Genomic DNA, 16,716 nt, shown 5'->3' on the forward strand with positions numbered 1-16,716 from the left:
GGGAGTCCGCGACTCACGATGGATGCCGCCGTCGGTGTCGGCGGCCGAACCTAGACTCGAGTGGTGGCATCCGATTCCTTCGTCCATCTGCACGTGCACAGCGAGTACTCGATGCTCGACGGAGCGGCCAAGATCGGGGCGATGACGCAGGCGGCGGCCGACTACGGCATGCCGGCGATCGCCGTCACCGACCACGGCAACACGTTCGCCGCCTTCGAGTTCTACCGGGCCGCTCAGGCCGTCGGCGTCAACCCGATCATCGGGCTCGAGGCGTACGTCACGCCGGGCACGCACCGCAGCGACAAGTCGCGCGTGCAGTGGGGATCGCCCGAGCAGAAGAGCGACGACGTCTCGGGCTCCGGTGCGTACACGCACACCACGCTGTGGAGCGAGACGACCGAGGGCATGCACAACCTCTTCCGGCTGAGCTCGCTTGCCAGCATGGAGGGCTACTACTTCAAGGCCCGCATGGACCGTGAGCTGCTGCAGACCTATGGCAAGGGGCTCATCGCGACGACCGGGTGCCCGTCGGGCGAGGTGCAGACGCGACTGCGGCTGGGGCAGTACGACGCTGCGCGCGCGGCGGCCGCCGACTTCCAGGACATCTTCGGCAAAGAGAACTACTTCGCCGAGATCATGGATCACGGTCTCTCGATCGAGCGCCGCGTCATGACCGATCTGCTGCGGCTCGCGAAAGACCTCGACATCCCGCTGGTCGCCACCAACGACTCGCACTACACGCACCAGCACGAGGCCGACGCGCACGCGGCGCTGCTGTGCGTGCAGTCGGGTTCGACCCTCGACGACCCGAACCGCTTCAAGTTCGACGGCGACGGCTATTACATCAAGACCGCGCAGGAGATGCGGCAGCTCTTCCGCGATCACCCCGAGGCGTGCGACAACACGCTGCTCATCGCGGAGCGCTGCAAGGTCGAGTTCAACACTTCGGCGAACTACATGCCGCGCTTCCCGGTGCCCGACGGCGAGACCGAAGACAGCTGGCTGATCAAAGAGGTCGAGCGGGGTCTGCACTACCGCTACCCGGGCGGCATCCCCGACAAGGTGCGCAAGCAGGCCGAGTACGAGACCGGCATCATCCTGCAGATGGGCTTCCCCGGCTACTTCCTGGTGGTCGCCGACTTCATCAACTGGGCGAAGGACCACGGCATCCGCGTCGGTCCCGGCCGCGGATCGGGTGCCGGATCGATGGTCGCCTACGCGATGAAGATCACCGACCTCGACCCGCTCGAGCACGGACTCATCTTCGAGCGGTTCCTCAACCCCGACCGCGTCTCGATGCCCGACTTCGACGTCGACTTCGACGATCGTCGTCGCGGCGAGGTCATCGACTACGTCACCGCGAAGTACGGATCCGAGCGCGTCGCGCAGATCGTCACGTACGGCACCATCAAGTCCAAGCAGGCCCTGAAGGACGCGGGCCGCGTGCTCGGCTTCCCGTTCAGCATGGGGGAGCGGCTCACCAAGGCGATGCCGCCGCCCGTCATGGGCAAGGACATGCCGCTCGACGGCATGTTCGACCCGCAGCACCCCCGGTACAAGGAGGCCGTCGAGTTCCGCACGCTCATCGAGACCGACCCCGAGGCGAAGACGGTGTTCGACCGCGCGCTCGGGCTCGAGGGCCTCAAGCGGCAGTGGGGTGTGCACGCCGCCGGCGTGATCATGTCGTCCGAGCCGCTGCTCGACATCATCCCCATCATGCGGCGCGAGCAGGACGGCCAGATCGTCACGCAGTTCGACTACCCGTCGTGCGAGACCCTCGGCCTCATCAAGATGGACTTCCTGGGGCTTCGCAACCTCACGATCATCTCCGACGCGCTCGACAACATCCGCCTCAACCGAGGTGAGGAACTCGACCTCGAGCATCTCGCGCTCGACGACCGCCCCGCCTACGACCTGCTGACCCGCGGCGACACGCTCGGCGTGTTCCAGCTCGACGGCGGGCCGATGCGCTCGCTCCTGCGGCTCATGAAGCCCGACAACTTCGAAGACGTGTCGGCCGTCATCGCGCTGTATCGTCCCGGTCCGATGGGCGCGAACTCGCACACGAACTACGCGCTGCGCAAGAACGGTCTGCAGCCGGTGACACCGATCCATCCGGAGCTCGAGGAGCCGCTGAAGGACATCCTCGACATCAGCTACGGCCTGATCATCTATCAGGAGCAGGTCATGGCCATCGCGCAGAAGGTCGCCGGGTTCTCGCTCGGTCAAGCAGACATCCTGCGCCGGGCGATGGGCAAGAAGAAGAAGTCCGAACTCGACAAGCAGTACGAGGGCTTCGCCGGCGGCATGAAGGAGCGCGGCTTCGGCGACGCGGCGATCCAGGCACTGTGGGACATCCTGCTTCCGTTCTCGGACTACGCCTTCAACAAGGCGCACTCGGCCGCGTACGGCCTGGTGTCGTACTGGACCGCGTACCTCAAGGCGCACTATCCCGCCGAGTACATGGCCGCTCTCCTCACCAGCGTGGGCGACTCGAAAGACAAGATGGCGGTGTACCTCAACGAGTGCCGTCGCATGGGCATCAAGGTGCTGCCGCCCGACGTCGGGCAGTCGATCCGGTACTTCGCGGCCGTCGGCGAAGACATCCGCTTCGGCCTCGGCGCCGTGCGCAACGTCGGGGCGAACGTTGTCGACGGCATCGTCGCCGCCCGCGCCGATGCGACCTACTCGAGCTTCCACGACTTCCTCTCCAAGGTGCCGGTCCACGTCGCGAACAAGCGCACCGTGGAGTCGCTGATCAAGGCCGGCGCGTTCGACACGATGGGGTCGACGCGGCGCGCGCTCATGGAGATCCACGAGGACGCGACCGAGGCCGCCGTGCTCGACAAGCGCCGCGAGGCCAACGGCGAGGTCGGCTTCGACTTCGACTCCCTGTGGGGCGACGACGAGCCGCAGCAGGCGGCCAAGGTGCCCGAACGGCCCGAGTGGACCAAGAAGGACAAGCTCGCGTTCGAGCGCGAGATGCTCGGCCTCTACGTCTCGGATCACCCGCTGGCGGGCCTCGAGATCCCGCTCGCGAAGCACGCCTCCACGAGCATCCACGACCTGCTGGCCTCGGAGGACGTGGGAGACGGCGACCAGGTCACGATCGCGGGCCTGGTCACGAGCGTCCAGCACCGCGTGGCCAAGCAGAGCGGCAATCCCTACGGCATGATCACCGTCGAGGACTTCGACGGCGAGATCACGGTCATGTTCATGGGCAAGACCTATACCGAGTTCCAGCACATGCTGCAGGCGGACTCGATCCTCGTCGTGCGCGGACGCGTGTCGCGACGCGACGACGGCATGAACCTGCACGCGCAATCGGCGTTCTCACCGGACCTCGGCAACCTGGACGAGTCCAGCGCCCTGGTGCTGCTCATGCCTGAGCGCCGCGCCAGCGAGGCCCTCGTCGGCGAGCTCCTGCAGACCCTGACCCGCCATGCCGGCGACACCGAGGTGTCGCTCAAGCTTCACAGCGGCAGCGTGGCGAAGGTGTTCGAGGTGCCGCACACCGTGCGGATCACGCCGGATCTGTACGGCGAACTCAAGGGTCTCCTCGGGCCGCAATGCCTCGGATGACGTCAGCGGAGGCGCGCACCTCCACATTTCCGCGCACAGCGCGCGGTCTCATCGGGGTCTCATACGCCGTGGGTAATATCGGGTCGACGCGAGCCTCGGGAGCTCGCCGGAAAGGACGATCGTGACGGACGACAAGCAGGACGCCAGCATCGACGAGGCGGTCGCCACCGAAGAGCCGCCGCAGTACGGTGTCGGGCCCTTCTCCATCCGCGAGGTCGCCCTCGTGGGCACCTGGATCGTCGCGTTCGTCGTGTCGTTCTTCCCGATCTCCGTGTTCGACGTTTCGCCCTCCGTCTGGACCAGCGGCATCGACTGGGTCCTCACGATCGGCGTGCCCACCGTCGCGGTGTTCCTCATCGCCCTGCGCCGCCTGTCGCCGCAGGGCATCCGCCGCGTCGGGTCGCTCGGCATCGACCAGTTCGCGTCGGTGGCCTTCTCGGTCGCGACCGTGCTGTGGCTGTCGATCCTGTGGAACTCGTTCGTCCGGCTCTCGATCGGGCAGGGTTTCCTCGCCTCGTGGGTTGTGTGGGTGGAGTTCTTCCTCATGCTCGGCGGCGTCGTGCTCACGGTCGGCGCACCGTTCATCGCGCCGTTCGCCCAGGACTTCCGCGGTCGTCCCGAGGTTCCGGCGCACCGCAGCGCCCGTCCGGTGCGGCGCGTGTCGCCCCGTCCCGCCTACGTGCGCCCCGAGCCCGAGCCCGAGGCGGAGCCCGAGTACACGCCGTACGCCACGGCCGGCGCTGCCGCGGCCGCAGGCGAGACCGCGACGCCCGAGCCGCCGGCAGCCCCCGCCGGCGACGAGTTCGCGACCACCGTGATCCCCGTCGACGAACAGGCTGCCCGGGCCGAGGAGTCGGCTCCGGCCGAGGAGCCCGCTCCGGCGGCCGCCAACGAGCCGGCGCAGGCCCGCGAGTCCTTCGAGCACGTCGAGAACCCGACGTCGACGGTCGAGCCCGCTGCCGCCACCGCGCCGCAGCACCAGGCCTTCTGGGCGCTCGTGCCCGAAGAGCGCGACATCGTGGACGAGATCGGCATCCCTGTGTTCCGCATCGGCCCCAGCGCCTGGGCGCTCGTCATCGAGGACCGCGGCGAGGTCTTCGTGGTGCGCCACGAGGACGGCCGCATCGGGTACCTGCACGACGTCTCCGGCGTCACGCGCGGCTGACGCCGGCACCACGCGCGGTACCGTAGACGGATGCTCCGGACGATCGACCTGCGCGGGCGCGCGCTCTCGCCCGCCGAACTCCTCGCGACCGTTCCGCGTGCCGAGGCGGCACGCGAAGAGGCCCTCGCCACCGCGGCGCAGATCGTGGATGACGTCGCGACGCGCGGCGAAGCCGCGCTCCGCGAGCAGGCCCAGAGGTTCGACGGGGTGGCGGACCACGACATCCGCGTTCCCGCCGCCCACCTCGACGAGGCGCTCGCGGCGCTCGATCCCGCGGTGCGGGCGGCGCTCGAGCAGGCGATCGAGCGCGTGCGCGCAGCATCCGCCGCCCAAGTACCCGCCCCGACGGTCACCGAGCTCGGTCCCGGCGCGCGGGTGACGCAGCGGTGGCAGCCGGTGCGCCGCGTCGGCCTGTACGTTCCCGGCGGCAAGGCCGTGTACCCGTCGAGCGTCGTCATGAACGTCGTGCCGGCGCAGGTCGCCGGCGTGTCCGAGATCGCGCTGGCCTCGCCGCCGCAGCGCGAGTTCGGCGGCCGTGTGCACCCGGTGATCCTCGGCGCCGCGAAGCTCCTCGGCGTGACCGAGGTGTACGCGATGGGCGGCGCCGGCGCGATCGGCGCGCTCGCCCACGGCGTCGCGTCGCTCGGCCTCGAGCCGGTCGACGTCGTCACCGGTCCAGGCAACAACTTCGTCGCGGCCGCCAAGCGCGCCGTGGCGGGTCTCGTCGGGACGGACGCCGAGGCCGGTGCGACCGAGATCCTCGTGGTCGCCGACGACAGCGCCGATGCGCGCCTGGTCGCCGTCGACCTCATCAGCCAGGCTGAGCACGACGAGCAGGCCTCCGCGGTGCTCGTCACGACGTCGCAGCAGCTCGCGACCGACGTGCTCGAGGCCATCGGCCCGCGCGCGGCCGCGACCCGGCACGCCGAGCGGGTCGCCGCGGCCCTCGCCGGGCCGCAGTCCGCGATCGTGCTGGTCGACGACCTCGCCGCGGCGACCGCGTTCAGCAACGCCTACGCGCCCGAGCACCTCGAGCTGCACCTCACCGACCCGCGCGCCGAGGACTTCGTCCACGCCGGCGCCGTGTTCGTGGGCGCCGACTCGCCGGTGAGCCTGGGGGACTACCTCGCCGGCAGCAACCACGTGCTGCCGACCGGGGGACAGGCCCGCTATTCGTCCGGCCTGTCGGCCGCGACGTTCCTGCGTCCCCAGCAGGTGATCGAGTACGACCGCGCCGCGCTCTCCGCCGTCCACGACGCCATCGTGACGCTGGCCGAGGCAGAGGCGCTCCCCGCCCACGGCGAGGCCATCACGGCCCGCTTCGAGGACTGAGCCCGGAATCCCGGCGTAGGCTGTCTCTGCCATGCACTGCCCGTTCTGCCGTCACGCCGATTCGCGCGTCATCGATTCGCGCACCAGCGACGACGGTCTCAGCATCCGTCGCCGTCGTCAGTGCCCCCAGTGCGGCGGACGGTTCACGACCATCGAGACCGCGAGCCTGAACGTCATCAAGCGCTCCGGCGTGATGGAGCCGTTCAGCCGCGAGAAGGTCATGTCGGGCGTGCGCAAGGCGTGCCAGGGGCGGCCGGTGACCGATGCCGACCTCGCGCTGCTCGCGCAGACCGTCGAGGAGAGCATCCGCCAGACGGGTGCGTCGCAGCTCGACGCGAACGAGATCGGCCTCGCGATCCTCGGACCGCTGCGCGACCTCGACGAGGTCGCCTACCTCCGCTTCGCGAGCGTCTACCAGGCCTTCGACTCGCTCGAGGACTTCGAGTCCGCGATCGACCAGCTGCGCGCTGACCACGGCCGCACGCCTGTTCGTGACGAGAGCGCGGCAGCCGCCACGGAGTGACCGGATAGCCTAGGAGGGATGTATCCCCTCCTCTTCCGCACAGTCCTGTCGCGCATGGACCCCGAGTCCGCTCACCATTCGGCGATGGTCGTGATCCGGATGCTGGGGGTCCCGCCGTTCTCGTGGGCCACGCGTGCGCTCACCCGGCCCGCACCGGCTCTCACGACCACGGCGCTCGGGCTGACCTTCGAGTCGCCGTTCGGCGTCGCGGCCGGCTTCGACAAGGACGTGAAGGGCGCATCGGGGCTGCACGCCCTCGGTTTCGGTCACGTCGAGGTCGGAACGGTCACCGCCATCCCGCAGGACGGCAACCCGCGCCCGCGGCTGTTCCGCCTCATCCCGGATCGCGCCGTGGTGAACCGCATGGGCTTCAACAACCACGGCGCCGAGGCCGCCGCCCTGCGCCTGCGCACGCTCCGCAAGCGCTCGCGGCGCACGGTGCTGGGCGTCAACATCGGCAAGAGCCGCGTCGTCGACGTCGCCGACGCGACCGCCGACTACGTCCGCAGCGCGACGCTGCTCGCTCCGCTCGCCGACTACCTCGTGGTGAACGTGTCGTCGCCGAACACCCCGGGCCTGCGCGGACTGCAGGCGGTCGAGACGCTGCGCCCGCTGCTCGAGGCCGTGCGCGACGCCGCGGGGCGCACGCCGCTGCTCGTGAAGATCGCGCCCGACCTCCCCGACGACGAGGTCGTGGCGATCGCGCAGCTCGCGGTCGACGCCGGGTTGTCGGGCATCATCGCGACGAACACCACGATCTCGCGCGAGGGTCTTTCCACCGACCCGGCGACCGTGGCCGCCGCCGGCGACGGCGGGCTGTCGGGCGCACCGCTCAAGGCGCGGTCGCTCGAGGTGCTGCGGCTGCTGCGCGAGACGGTGCCCGCCGAGTTCGCGGTGATCTCTGTCGGCGGCGTCGAGACGGCCGCCGACGTGCAGGAGCGGCTGGATGCCGGAGCCACCCTCGTGCAGGGCTACACGGCGTTCCTCTACCGCGGCCCGCTGTGGGCGCGGCAGATCAACCGGGGGCTGGTGAAGCTCAGGCCGGCTTCTGGCCGCGCTTGACCTGCGGCTTCGGAAGACGGAGGAAGCGCATCTGGACGGTGCGCATCGCCGCGTACCAGCCGAGGCCCTTCTCCATCTTGGTCTCGCCGAACTTCTTCTTGACGGCGCGCTTGACGCTGATCGACGTGAGGACCATGTCGCCGATGACGAAGAAGATGAAGATCCACAGGCCCACGAACGCGTAGTACTGCAGCGCCGCGATGGGCAGGAACGTCGCGAGGATGACGAGCACCATCGCGGGCATGACCGCCTCGCCGAGGTGCCAGCCGGCGTCGACCCAGTCGCGCACGAACTTGCGCTGCGGACCCTGGTCGCGCGCCGGGAGGTAGCGCTGGTCGCCGTTGGCCATGCCGATGCGAGCCTTCTCGCGCTGCGTGGCGAGGTCTGCCTTGGCGCGGGCCTTCGCCTCCTTCGTGTCGGGCACGAGGGGACGCTTGCGCGCGGCCTCCTGCTCGGCGCGCGAGGGGGTTGCGCGGCCCTTGCCGGCAGGCGTGCCGTTCAAGACGGTGCCCTCGGAAGGGGCGTCGTTCGGCACGGGGTCGGTGTTCTTGGCCACGGAAGATCCTCGGAGTGCGTCAGAAGGGGTGCACTTAAGATTACCCGCATGACCACTGACCTCTCCCGACAGGATGCTGTGCGCGAAGCCGCGGCTTCCGGCATCCCTTCCGCCCTCGCCGATCTCGGCAATCTCGTGCGGATCCCGTCCGTCGCGTTCCCCGGGTTCGACCCGGCCGAGGTGCGGCGCAGCGCCGAGGCGGTCGCCGGGCTGGTGCGCGAGACCGGGCTGTTCGACACGGTCGAGATCCGCACCGCGGTGATCCCCGAGACGGGGGAGCAGGGCAACCCCGCCGTGCTCGCCACCCGCGCCGCGCGCAACGGGCGCCCGACGATCCTGCTCTACGCCCACCACGACGTGCAGCCGGTCGGCGACGAGTCGCTCTGGGAGTCGCCGGCGTTCGAGCCCACCGTGCGCGGCGGACGGCTGTACGGCCGCGGCGCCGCCGACGACAAGGCCGGCGTGATGGCGCACCTCGCCGCGCTGCGCGCGCTCAAGGAAGGCATCGGCGACGACTTCGACCTCGGCGTCGCACTCTTCTTCGAGGGGGAGGAGGAGGCGGGCTCGCGGTCCTTCGCGCAGTTCCTCTCCGACAACGCCGACGCGCTCCGCGCCGATGTGATCGTCGTCGCCGACTCGGGCAACTGGGACGCCAAGACCCCTGCGCTCACGGTGTCACTGCGCGGCAACACGCGCTTCACGCTCCGCGTGCGCACGCTCGCGCACGCCTCGCACTCCGGCATGTTCGGGGGAGCGGTGCCCGACGCCATGATGGCGACCGTCAAGCTCCTGGCGACGCTGTGGGACGAGGACGGCGCCGTCGCGGTGGCGGGACTCGCGGAACGGGATGCTGCGACCCCGGAGTACAGCGAAGAGACGCTGCGCGACGAGGCCGGGCTGCCTGCCGGTGTCTCGCCGGTCGGCCGTGGCACGATCCTCAGCCGCATCTGGAACAAGCCGTCGGTCACGGTGACGGGCATCGACGCCCCGAGCGTCGTGAACGCCTCGAACACGCTGAGCCCCGCGATCTCGGTCGTCATCAGCGCCCGCGTCGCGCCCGGCCAGCCCGCGCGCGAGGCCTACGCTGCCATCGAGGCGCACCTGCGCGCGCACGCGCCGTTCGGGGCGGAGCTCACCTTCAGCGACCAGGACTACGGCGACGCCTTCCTGGTCGACACCTCGGGATGGGCCGTCGCGGCCGCCCGCGAGGCGCTGCACGAAGGCTACGGTGTCGAGTCCGTCGACATCGGCGTGGGCGGGTCGATCCCGTTCATCGCGGACCTCGTGCGCGAGTTCCCCGGTGCGCAGATCCTGGTGACCGGCGTCGAGGACCCGCATGCGAAGGCCCACAGCCCGAACGAGTCGCTGCACCTCGAGACGTTCCGCAACGCGGTGCTGTCCGAAGCCCTGCTGCTCGAGAAGCTCGACGCCCGCACGTCGGACGCGTGAGGCCGCGGCCCGGGATCGGCGCGAACGCGCCGGTCCCGGAGCCTTCTGCCAGCGCGCACGCGTAGAATCGTCGCATCCCGCCGCCTGAGTGGACGATCGATCCGGGGCGGCCCTTCCGGAGGAGTGCCATGACCGACACCGCACTGACGACCGAGCAGACCGCCCGCGAGCATGGTGTGCTGCTGACCGACGCCGCCGCCGGCAAGGTCAAGAACCTGCTCGAGCAGGAGGGACGCGACGACCTGCGTCTGCGCGTGGCCGTGCAGCCCGGCGGGTGCAGCGGCCTGATCTACCAGCTCTACTTCGACGAGCGCTACCTCGACGGTGACAAGACGGTCGACTTCGACGGCGTCGAGGTCATCGTCGACGACATGAGCGTCCCGTACCTCGACGGCGCCACGATCGACTTCAAGGACACGATCTCGGAGCAGGGCTTCACGATCGACAATCCGAACGCGGCCGGGTCGTGCGCGTGCGGCGACAGCTTCCACTGATCGCTAACGATCCGATACTTTTCCGGCGGGTCCGGTGCGCTCCGATTAGCGCCCGGGCCCGCCTTTTTCCGTTCCTGCGACACGATTCAACCTGAGCGGATGGCCTGAATCGCCTGGGCGGTTGCCCTAGACTGGCGAGAGTCCTGTTCGTGATCGGAAAGGTGCACCGTGCCTTCGAAACGCCGTATCCGCTGGGCCGTTCTCCCTCTCGGGATCGCAGCGGCTGCAGTCCTCGCCGGATGCACCCCGACCGAGCTGCACGGCTTCCTCCCCGGGTTCACCGAAGACGGCCAGCCGGCCACCAACCACGTCGACATGGTCGCGGGTCTTTGGGTCAACTCGTGGATCGTGCTGCTGGTCGTCGGTGTCATCACCTGGGGCCTGATGGGTTGGGCGGCGATCGCCTACCGGCGTCGCAAGGGCCAGATGGGACTTCCCGTCCAGCTGCGCTACAACATGCCGATCGAGATCTTCTACACGATCGTCCCGCTCATCCTCGTGGTCGGCTTCTTCGCCTTCACCGCGCGTGACCAGGCGATCCTCGAGACGCAGTACGGCGACGACGCGGACGTGTCGATCACCGCGATCGGCAAGCAGTGGTCGTGGGACTTCCAGTACGACGGCGAGACCGACGACGAGACCGTGTGGACCATGGGCGTCCAGGCGCAGACCGACGAGCGCGGCGACGTCATCTCGGAGCTTCCGACGCTGGTGCTGCCGGTCGACCAGAAGGTCCAGATCAAGCTCCAGTCGCGTGATGTCATCCACTCCTTCTGGATCATCGACTTCCTCTACAAGAAGGACATGTACATCGGCAAGGACAACTTCTGGTCCTTCACGCCGACCCGCGAGGGCGAGTACGCCGGCAAGTGCGCCGAGCTCTGCGGCGAGTACCACTCGATGATGCTGTTCAACGTCAAGGTCGTGAGCGCGGCCGAGTACGAGGACTACCTCGCCTCGCTGCGCGAAGAGGGCCAGACCGGCGACATCAACGACGCATACGACCGACTTCAGAACGCGCCCGGAACGGGCGCCTCCATCGATGAGAACGTGGAAGAGGTGGACCACTGATGGCGACGACGCTCCCTCTGCAGGAGACGTCCCAGGGGCGTCCGACGACCCTGCCGCCTCGGCAGGCGGCCCTGCTCAGCGCATCGCGCGTCGAGCAGAAGGGCAACATCATCGTCAAGTGGATCACTTCCACCGACCACAAGACGATCGGCTACCTGTACCTGATCTCCTCCGTCATCTTCTTCCTCCTGGGTGGAGTGATGGCGCTGATCATCCGTGCGGAGCTCTTCGAGCCCGGGATGCAGATCATCCCGACCAAGGAGCAGTACAACCAGCTGTTCACGATGCACGGCACGATCATGCTGCTGATGTTCGCGACGCCGCTCTTCGCCGGCTTCGCGAACGCGATCCTGCCGCTGCAGATCGGTGCGCCTGACGTCGCGTTCCCGCGTCTGAACGCCTTCGCCTTCTGGCTGTTCCTCTTCGGCTCGACCATCGCCGTCGCCGGCTTCCTCACCCCGCAGGGTGCGGCGTCGTTCGGATGGTTCGCGTATCAGCCGCTCGCCAATGCGAGCTTCTCGCCCGGCGCCGGCGGCAACCTCTGGATGCTCGGCCTCGGTATGAGCGGTTTCGGAACGATCCTCGGTGCGGTGAACTTCATCACGACGATCATCACGATGCGCGCGCCCGGCATGACCATGTGGCGCATGCCGATCTTCTCCTGGAATACGCTGATCACCAGCATCCTGGTGCTGATGGCGTTCCCCGTGCTCGCCGCCGCCATCCTCGCCGCCGCGGCAGACCGCGTGCTCGGCGCCCACATCTACGACCCGGCCAACGGCGGCGTGCTCCTGTGGCAGCACCTGTTCTGGTTCTTCGGCCACCCCGAGGTCTACATCATCGCGCTGCCGTTCTTCGGCATCGTGTCGGAGATCTTCCCGGTGTTCAGCCGCAAGCCGATCTTCGGTTACAAGACGCTCGTGTACGCCACGATCGCGATCGCCGCGCTGTCGGTGGCCGTGTGGGCGCACCACATGTACGTCACCGGCGCCGTCCTGCTGCCGTTCTTCGCGCTCATGACGATGCTCATCGCGGTGCCCACGGGCGTGAAGATCTTCAACTGGATCGGAACGCTCTGGCGAGGCTCGGTGACGTTCGAGACGCCCATGGTCTTCGCCCTCGGCTTCCTGGTGTCGTTCGTGTTCGGTGGTCTCACCGGCGTGATCCTGGCCTCGCCGCCGCTGGACTTCGCCCTGTCGGACTCGTACTTCGTCGTGGCGCACTTCCACTACGTCGTCTTCGGCACCGTCGTGTTCGCGATGTTCGCCGGCTTCTACTTCTGGTGGCCGAAGTGGACCGGGCGCATGCTCAACGAGCGTCTCGGCTACGTCCACTTCTGGATGCTGTTCATCGGCTTCCACATGACGTTCCTCATCCAGCACTGGCTGGGCGTCGACGGCATGGTCCGCCGCTACGCGGACTACTCCGAGGCCGACGGCTGGACCTGGCAGAACCAGGTGTCGACGATCGGCGCCATCATCCTCGGCGCCTCGATGATCCCGTTCCTGTTCAACGTGTGGATCACGTCGCGCAAGGCGCCGAAGGTCACCGTCAACGACCCGTGGGGCTACGGCGCATCGCTCGAGTGGGCGACCTCCTGCCCGCCGCCGCGTCACAACTTCACGTCGATCCCGCGCATCCGCAGCGAGCGGCCCGCGTTCGACCTGAACCACCCCGAGGCGGGCATCCCGGTCGGCGTCGGTCCTGCGAAGGACGCCCCCGAAGCCCCGGTCTCCGACCTTGCCGATGGAGAGGTGAAGTAAGGTGCGCACCAACACCGGACTCTGGTGGCTGCTGGCCGTCTTCTTCCTGATCGTCGCGATCGTCTACACCGGGTGGAACATCATCGCCCACCCCACCGTGCCGTGGTATCACGCCATCGAGTGGGTCGGCAGTGTGGCGCTGCTGTTCACCGCCCTGATGGGCGCGCTCATCGCGTTCTACATCGGCCGGGTGCACAACGCCCAGGGTGGCGAGCTGCCCGAGGACGTCCTCACGTCCGACATCGACGACGGCGACCCTGAGCTCGGCGAGTTCAGCCCGTGGTCGTGGTGGCCGATCGTCCTCGCCTTCTCGGCGGCGCTCGGCATGATCGGCCTGGCGGTCGGCGCCTGGCTCATGCCCATCGGCATCGGGGTGTTCGTCGTCGCGATCGTCGGCTGGGTCTACGAGTACTACCGCGGCTACTTCGCCCGCTGATCCGGCTCTCTGCCGGCCCGCATGCCGCATCGCGTGAAGCGCACGAGGACCCGTCTGTGACGGGCCCCCGTGCGCTTCTGCGTGCGGCCGCCTGCTCCGACATCGGCCCGCACCGAGCGACCAATCAGGACGCCGCCTTCACGGCCTCCTGGGGCGCCGCCGTGGCCGACGGCGTCGGGGGAGGACCCGCGGGCGACCTCGCCTCGGCTGCGCTCATCCACCGGCTGGCGGCGGGCCGTCTGGACGGCCTCGAGCCGGATCAGCTCGCCGACGCCGTCCGGTCCGCCAACTGGGATCTGCGCGCCCACGTGGAGCGCGACCCCTCGCTGAGCGGCATGGCGACGACGTTCACGGGGCTGTTCGCGGCCCGCGACGGCGGCCTCCTTCTCGCGCACACCGGCGACTCGCGTGCGTACCGTCTGCGGGGCGACGAGCTCGCGCAGGCGAGCAGGGATGATTCCCTCGTGCAGGCGCTGGTGGACCGGGGAATCGTATCGATCACGGATGCTGCGTCCCACCCGCGCCGGAACATCATCACCGCGTCACTCAGCGGCGCCGAACGCGATGCCGCCACGGTGACCGCCTACGACGCGCAGGCCGGCGACAGATGGCTGCTGTGCAGCGACGGTCTCACCGACTACGTGCCCGATGACGAGATCCGCGCGCTCCTCCTGGAGTTCCCGCACGCGGGCACGGCGGTGGAGGCGTGCGTCGCGGTGGCGCTCGAGGCCGGCTGCCGCGACAACGTCACCGTCGTGGTGTGCGACGTGCTCGACGAGGTCGAGCCCGTCGAGATGCGCACCTCGACGTCGTTCTACGGGGCGGCCGCCGAGCGGTTCATGGAAGGCCTGGAGTCGGCCTGAGCAGACGCCTCAGCCGGCGACCGGGGCGCGGACGACCATCACCTGGTCGTCGAACACGCGGGGGAGCGGGCCCTCGTCGTTCTCGGTCGGCTGGCCTTCGCGCACCCAGTACTCGTAGCCGCCGATCATCTCCTTGACGGCGTAGCCCAGCTTCGCGAACTCGATCGCTCCCTTCGCGCCGGCGTTGCATCCCGGGCTCCAGCAGTAGACGACGACGGCGGTCGACGGGTCGATCTCGCTCGGCGCGCGTCCGGCGATCTCGCGGTACGGCATATGGATCGCACCGCTGATGCGCCCCTGCGCCCACGCCTCGTCACCCCGCACGTCGACGAGGACGAACTGCTCACCGGCCTTCTGGGCGGCGTACACGTCCGAGGAGTCGGTCTCGAGGGAGAGTTTGGCGGAGAAGTACGAGAGCGCGTCTGTCATACGTCCACGCTAAGGCCGTGGCCGTCCGGTCGACGCCGGATGCGCAGTCAGACGTCGCCCGAATCCTGCCGAACCGGGGGAGGGGAGCCGCGCCCCAGCCACAGATGGCGAATGCCCCGTCACGATCCGGAAGATCGTGACGGGGCATCCGTCGTGCGAAGTTCTTCGACCTACTGGTCGGACTCCTTCTCGCGGTTGCGCGGAGCCTTCGTGCCGGGCTCGGGCTCGGGCACGATCACGTTCGAGGGGCGCACCGGCACCTCGCCGTGCTTCCCGTCGTCGAGCGGCTTGTGCGGGGCGTCCGGAACACCGGCGCGCTCGTGAGCCGCCTGGATCTCGAGGTCCTCCTCGGCCGCGATGTGGTCGAGGTCGTGGTGCTGGTGGGCCAGCGCCGCATCGAGCTCGGACTGGGTCACTGCGGTGAGGCGGTCCTCGAAGAACCAGCGCGAGATCGATGCGCGGAGGTTCTCGTGCCACGGGATCTGACCCTTGGCGTTCGGGCGCACCACGAGCGGCTCGTAGGTCTCGTAGTAGGCCAGCTTGAAGCGCTCGTAGTCGTCGACGGGCTGGTGCACCTCGATGTACTCGCCGCCGGGGAGACGGACGATGCGGCCCGACTCGTAGCCGTGCAGCGCGATCTCGCGGTCCTTCTTCTGCAGCGCGATGCAGATGCGCTTGGTGACGAAGTACGCGATCACCGGTCCCACGATCAGCAGCGCCTGGAGAGTGTGGATCACGCCCTCCATCGTCAGCCAGAAGTGCGTGGCGATGATGTCGGAGGCGGCAGCGGCCCACAGGACCGCGTAGAACGTGACGCCGGCGGCGCCGATCGCGGTGCGCGTCGCCGCGTTGCGCGGACGCTGAGCGATGTGGTGCTCACGCTTGTCGCCGGTGACCCACGACTCGATGAACGGGTAGATCAGGACGAGCACGATGAACAGACCGAGCACCACGAGCGGAACGATGATGTTGAACGACCACGTGCGGTTGAGGAACACGAACTCCCAGCCCGGCGGGACCAGACGCAGCGCGCCGTCCGCGAAGCCGATGTACCAGTCGGGCTGGGTGCCGGCGGAGACGGGGGACGGGTCGTACGGTCCGTAGTTCCAGATCGGGTTGATCGTGAACAGCGATGCGATGAGCACGATCACGCCGAACGTGATGAACAGGAAGCCGCCCATCTTCGACATGTAGACCGGCATCATCGGGTAGCCGACCACGACGCTGTTCGTGCGGCCGGCGCCGGCGAACTGGGTGTGCTTGTTGATCACCATCAGCATGAGGTGGACGACGAGCAGGCCGACGAGGATAGCGGGCAGCAGCAGGATGTGCAGCGTGTAGAGGCGGCCGACGATCGCGTCACCCGGGAACTGTCCGCCGAACAGCAGGAACGAGGTCCAGGTTCCGATGATCGGGATGCCCTTGACCATGCCGTCGATGATGCGGAGGCCGTTGCCCGACAGGACGTCGTCGGGGAGCGAGTAGCCCGTGAAGCCTTCAGCCATCGCGAGGATGAAGAGGATGAAGCCGATGACCCAGTTGAGCTCACGCGGCTTGCGGAACGCGCCGGTGAAGAACACGCGCAGCATGTGGACGCCGATACCGGCGACGAACACGAGTGCGGCCCAGTGGTGCATCTGGCGGACCAGCAGACCGCCGCGCAGGTCGAACGAGATCTCGAGCGTCGATGCCATGGCGGCCGACATCTCGATGCCTCGCATCGGCAGGTACGCGCCGTTGTAGTGGGTCTCGACCATGGACGCCTGGAAGAAGAACGTCAGGAACGTGCCCGAGAGGAGCACGACGACGAACGCCCACATGGCGATCTCGCCCAGCATGAACGACCAGTGGTCGGGGAAGATCTTGCGGCCGAGCTCCTTGACGAAGCCCGAGAGGCTCGTGCGCTCGTCGATGTAGTTCGCCGTGGCGCCGATGAAACGCCCGCCGAGCGGACGATCACCGTTCCGTGAAACGGGAGCCACAGGAGCCGA

At 68.6% G+C, this 16,716-nt stretch carries 14 protein-coding genes; 11 read left to right on the top strand and 3 right to left on the bottom strand.

The features are described from left to right. Positions 1-111 precede the first annotated feature (111 nt). The 5 genes from dnaE (at position 112) to ACFC1I_RS01350 (ending at position 7,664) form a co-directional block, all read left to right on the top strand. Positions 112-3,582 (top strand): DNA polymerase III subunit alpha, encoded by a 3,471-nt coding sequence (gene dnaE, locus ACFC1I_RS01330; RefSeq protein ID WP_376006755.1) that lies wholly within the window; start codon positions 112-114, stop codon positions 3,580-3,582. Positions 3,583-3,703: 121 nt separating this feature from the next. Continuing rightward, entirely contained in the window at positions 3,704-4,747 is a 1,044-nt protein-coding gene (locus ACFC1I_RS01335) for a hypothetical protein (RefSeq protein ID WP_376006026.1), read from the top strand. A gap of 30 nt (positions 4,748-4,777) precedes the next feature. After that, complete coding sequence (gene hisD, locus ACFC1I_RS01340) at positions 4,778-6,079, top strand: histidinol dehydrogenase (protein ID WP_376006028.1); 1,302 nt, start codon at positions 4,778-4,780, stop codon at positions 6,077-6,079. A gap of 31 nt (positions 6,080-6,110) precedes the next feature. Beyond that, complete coding sequence (nrdR, locus tag ACFC1I_RS01345) at positions 6,111-6,602, top strand: transcriptional regulator NrdR (RefSeq protein WP_376006029.1); 492 nt, start codon at positions 6,111-6,113, stop codon at positions 6,600-6,602. An 18-nt stretch (positions 6,603-6,620) separates the two neighbouring features. Beyond that, a complete protein-coding gene (locus ACFC1I_RS01350) occupies positions 6,621-7,664 on the top strand; it encodes a quinone-dependent dihydroorotate dehydrogenase (protein ID WP_376006031.1) in 1,044 nt (347 codons plus the stop codon). On the opposite strand, the gene ACFC1I_RS01355 is transcribed toward ACFC1I_RS01350, so the two are convergent. Beyond that, a complete protein-coding gene (locus ACFC1I_RS01355; RefSeq protein WP_376006033.1) occupies positions 7,639-8,220 on the bottom strand; it encodes a DUF3043 domain-containing protein in 582 nt (193 codons plus the stop codon). The genes ACFC1I_RS01350 and ACFC1I_RS01355 overlap by 26 nt on opposite strands. Before the next feature lie 48 nt (positions 8,221-8,268). Between ACFC1I_RS01355 and ACFC1I_RS01360 the strand changes: the two genes are divergently transcribed. The 6 genes from ACFC1I_RS01360 to ACFC1I_RS01385 all read left to right on the top strand — a co-directional run bounded on the left by ACFC1I_RS01360 (position 8,269) and on the right by ACFC1I_RS01385 (position 14,296). Next, a complete protein-coding gene (locus ACFC1I_RS01360; protein ID WP_376006035.1) occupies positions 8,269-9,669 on the top strand; it encodes a dipeptidase in 1,401 nt (466 codons plus the stop codon). 128 nt (positions 9,670-9,797) lie between these two features. After that, positions 9,798-10,163, top strand: coding sequence for an iron-sulfur cluster insertion protein ErpA (gene erpA / locus ACFC1I_RS01365; protein WP_045298933.1), 366 nt, complete (start codon positions 9,798-9,800; stop codon positions 10,161-10,163). A gap of 168 nt (positions 10,164-10,331) precedes the next feature. Further along, positions 10,332-11,234 carry a cytochrome c oxidase subunit II gene (gene coxB / locus ACFC1I_RS01370; protein WP_376006036.1) on the top strand — a complete coding sequence of 301 codons (903 nt, stop codon included), beginning with the start codon at positions 10,332-10,334 and terminating at the stop codon, positions 11,232-11,234. After that, positions 11,234-12,997, top strand: a complete 1,764-nt coding sequence (gene ctaD / locus ACFC1I_RS01375) for a cytochrome c oxidase subunit I (protein ID WP_376006038.1) — start codon at positions 11,234-11,236, stop codon at positions 12,995-12,997. Before coxB ends, ctaD begins: the two co-directional genes overlap by 1 nt. Position 12,998: 1 nt before the next feature. Then, the gene (locus tag ACFC1I_RS01380) at positions 12,999-13,433 is read left to right on the top strand and encodes a cytochrome c oxidase subunit 4 (RefSeq protein WP_376006039.1); all 435 of its coding nucleotides are present in this window, start codon (positions 12,999-13,001) and stop codon (positions 13,431-13,433) included. A 56-nt stretch (positions 13,434-13,489) separates the two neighbouring features. After that, on the top strand, positions 13,490-14,296 hold the full coding sequence (locus tag ACFC1I_RS01385; RefSeq protein ID WP_376006040.1) for a PP2C family protein-serine/threonine phosphatase: 807 nt from the start codon (positions 13,490-13,492) through the stop codon (positions 14,294-14,296). 9 nt (positions 14,297-14,305) lie between these two features. Here the strand turns inward: ACFC1I_RS01385 and ACFC1I_RS01390 are convergent, their stop codons facing one another. Further along, positions 14,306-14,725, bottom strand: coding sequence for a rhodanese-like domain-containing protein (locus ACFC1I_RS01390; RefSeq protein WP_376006041.1), 420 nt, complete (start codon positions 14,723-14,725; stop codon positions 14,306-14,308). A gap of 170 nt (positions 14,726-14,895) precedes the next feature. Then, positions 14,896-16,707: a cytochrome bc complex cytochrome b subunit gene (locus ACFC1I_RS01395; protein ID WP_376006043.1), complete on the bottom strand. Its 1,812-nt coding sequence runs from the start codon at positions 16,705-16,707 to the stop codon at positions 14,896-14,898. Positions 16,708-16,716: the final 9 nt, after the last annotated feature.

Source organism: Microbacterium sp. NPDC056044 (genome assembly GCF_042267145.1).
Lineage (GTDB): Bacteria > Actinomycetota > Actinomycetes > Actinomycetales > Microbacteriaceae > Microbacterium.

Coding starts and splice junctions, on each gene's coding strand:
- hisD (WP_376006028.1), top strand. CDS start 4,778: ATGCTCCGGACGATCGACCTGCGCGGGCGCGCGCTCTCGCCCGCCGAA.
- erpA (WP_045298933.1), top strand. CDS start 9,798: ATGACCGACACCGCACTGACGACCGAGCAGACCGCCCGCGAGCATGGT.
- ACFC1I_RS01360 (WP_376006035.1), top strand. CDS start 8,269: ATGACCACTGACCTCTCCCGACAGGATGCTGTGCGCGAAGCCGCGGCT.
- nrdR (WP_376006029.1), top strand. CDS start 6,111: ATGCACTGCCCGTTCTGCCGTCACGCCGATTCGCGCGTCATCGATTCG.
- ACFC1I_RS01390 (WP_376006041.1), bottom strand. CDS start 14,725: ATGACAGACGCGCTCTCGTACTTCTCCGCCAAACTCTCCCTCGAGACC.
- dnaE (WP_376006755.1), top strand. CDS start 112: ATGCTCGACGGAGCGGCCAAGATCGGGGCGATGACGCAGGCGGCGGCC.
- ACFC1I_RS01350 (WP_376006031.1), top strand. CDS start 6,621: ATGTATCCCCTCCTCTTCCGCACAGTCCTGTCGCGCATGGACCCCGAG.
- ctaD (WP_376006038.1), top strand. CDS start 11,234: ATGGCGACGACGCTCCCTCTGCAGGAGACGTCCCAGGGGCGTCCGACG.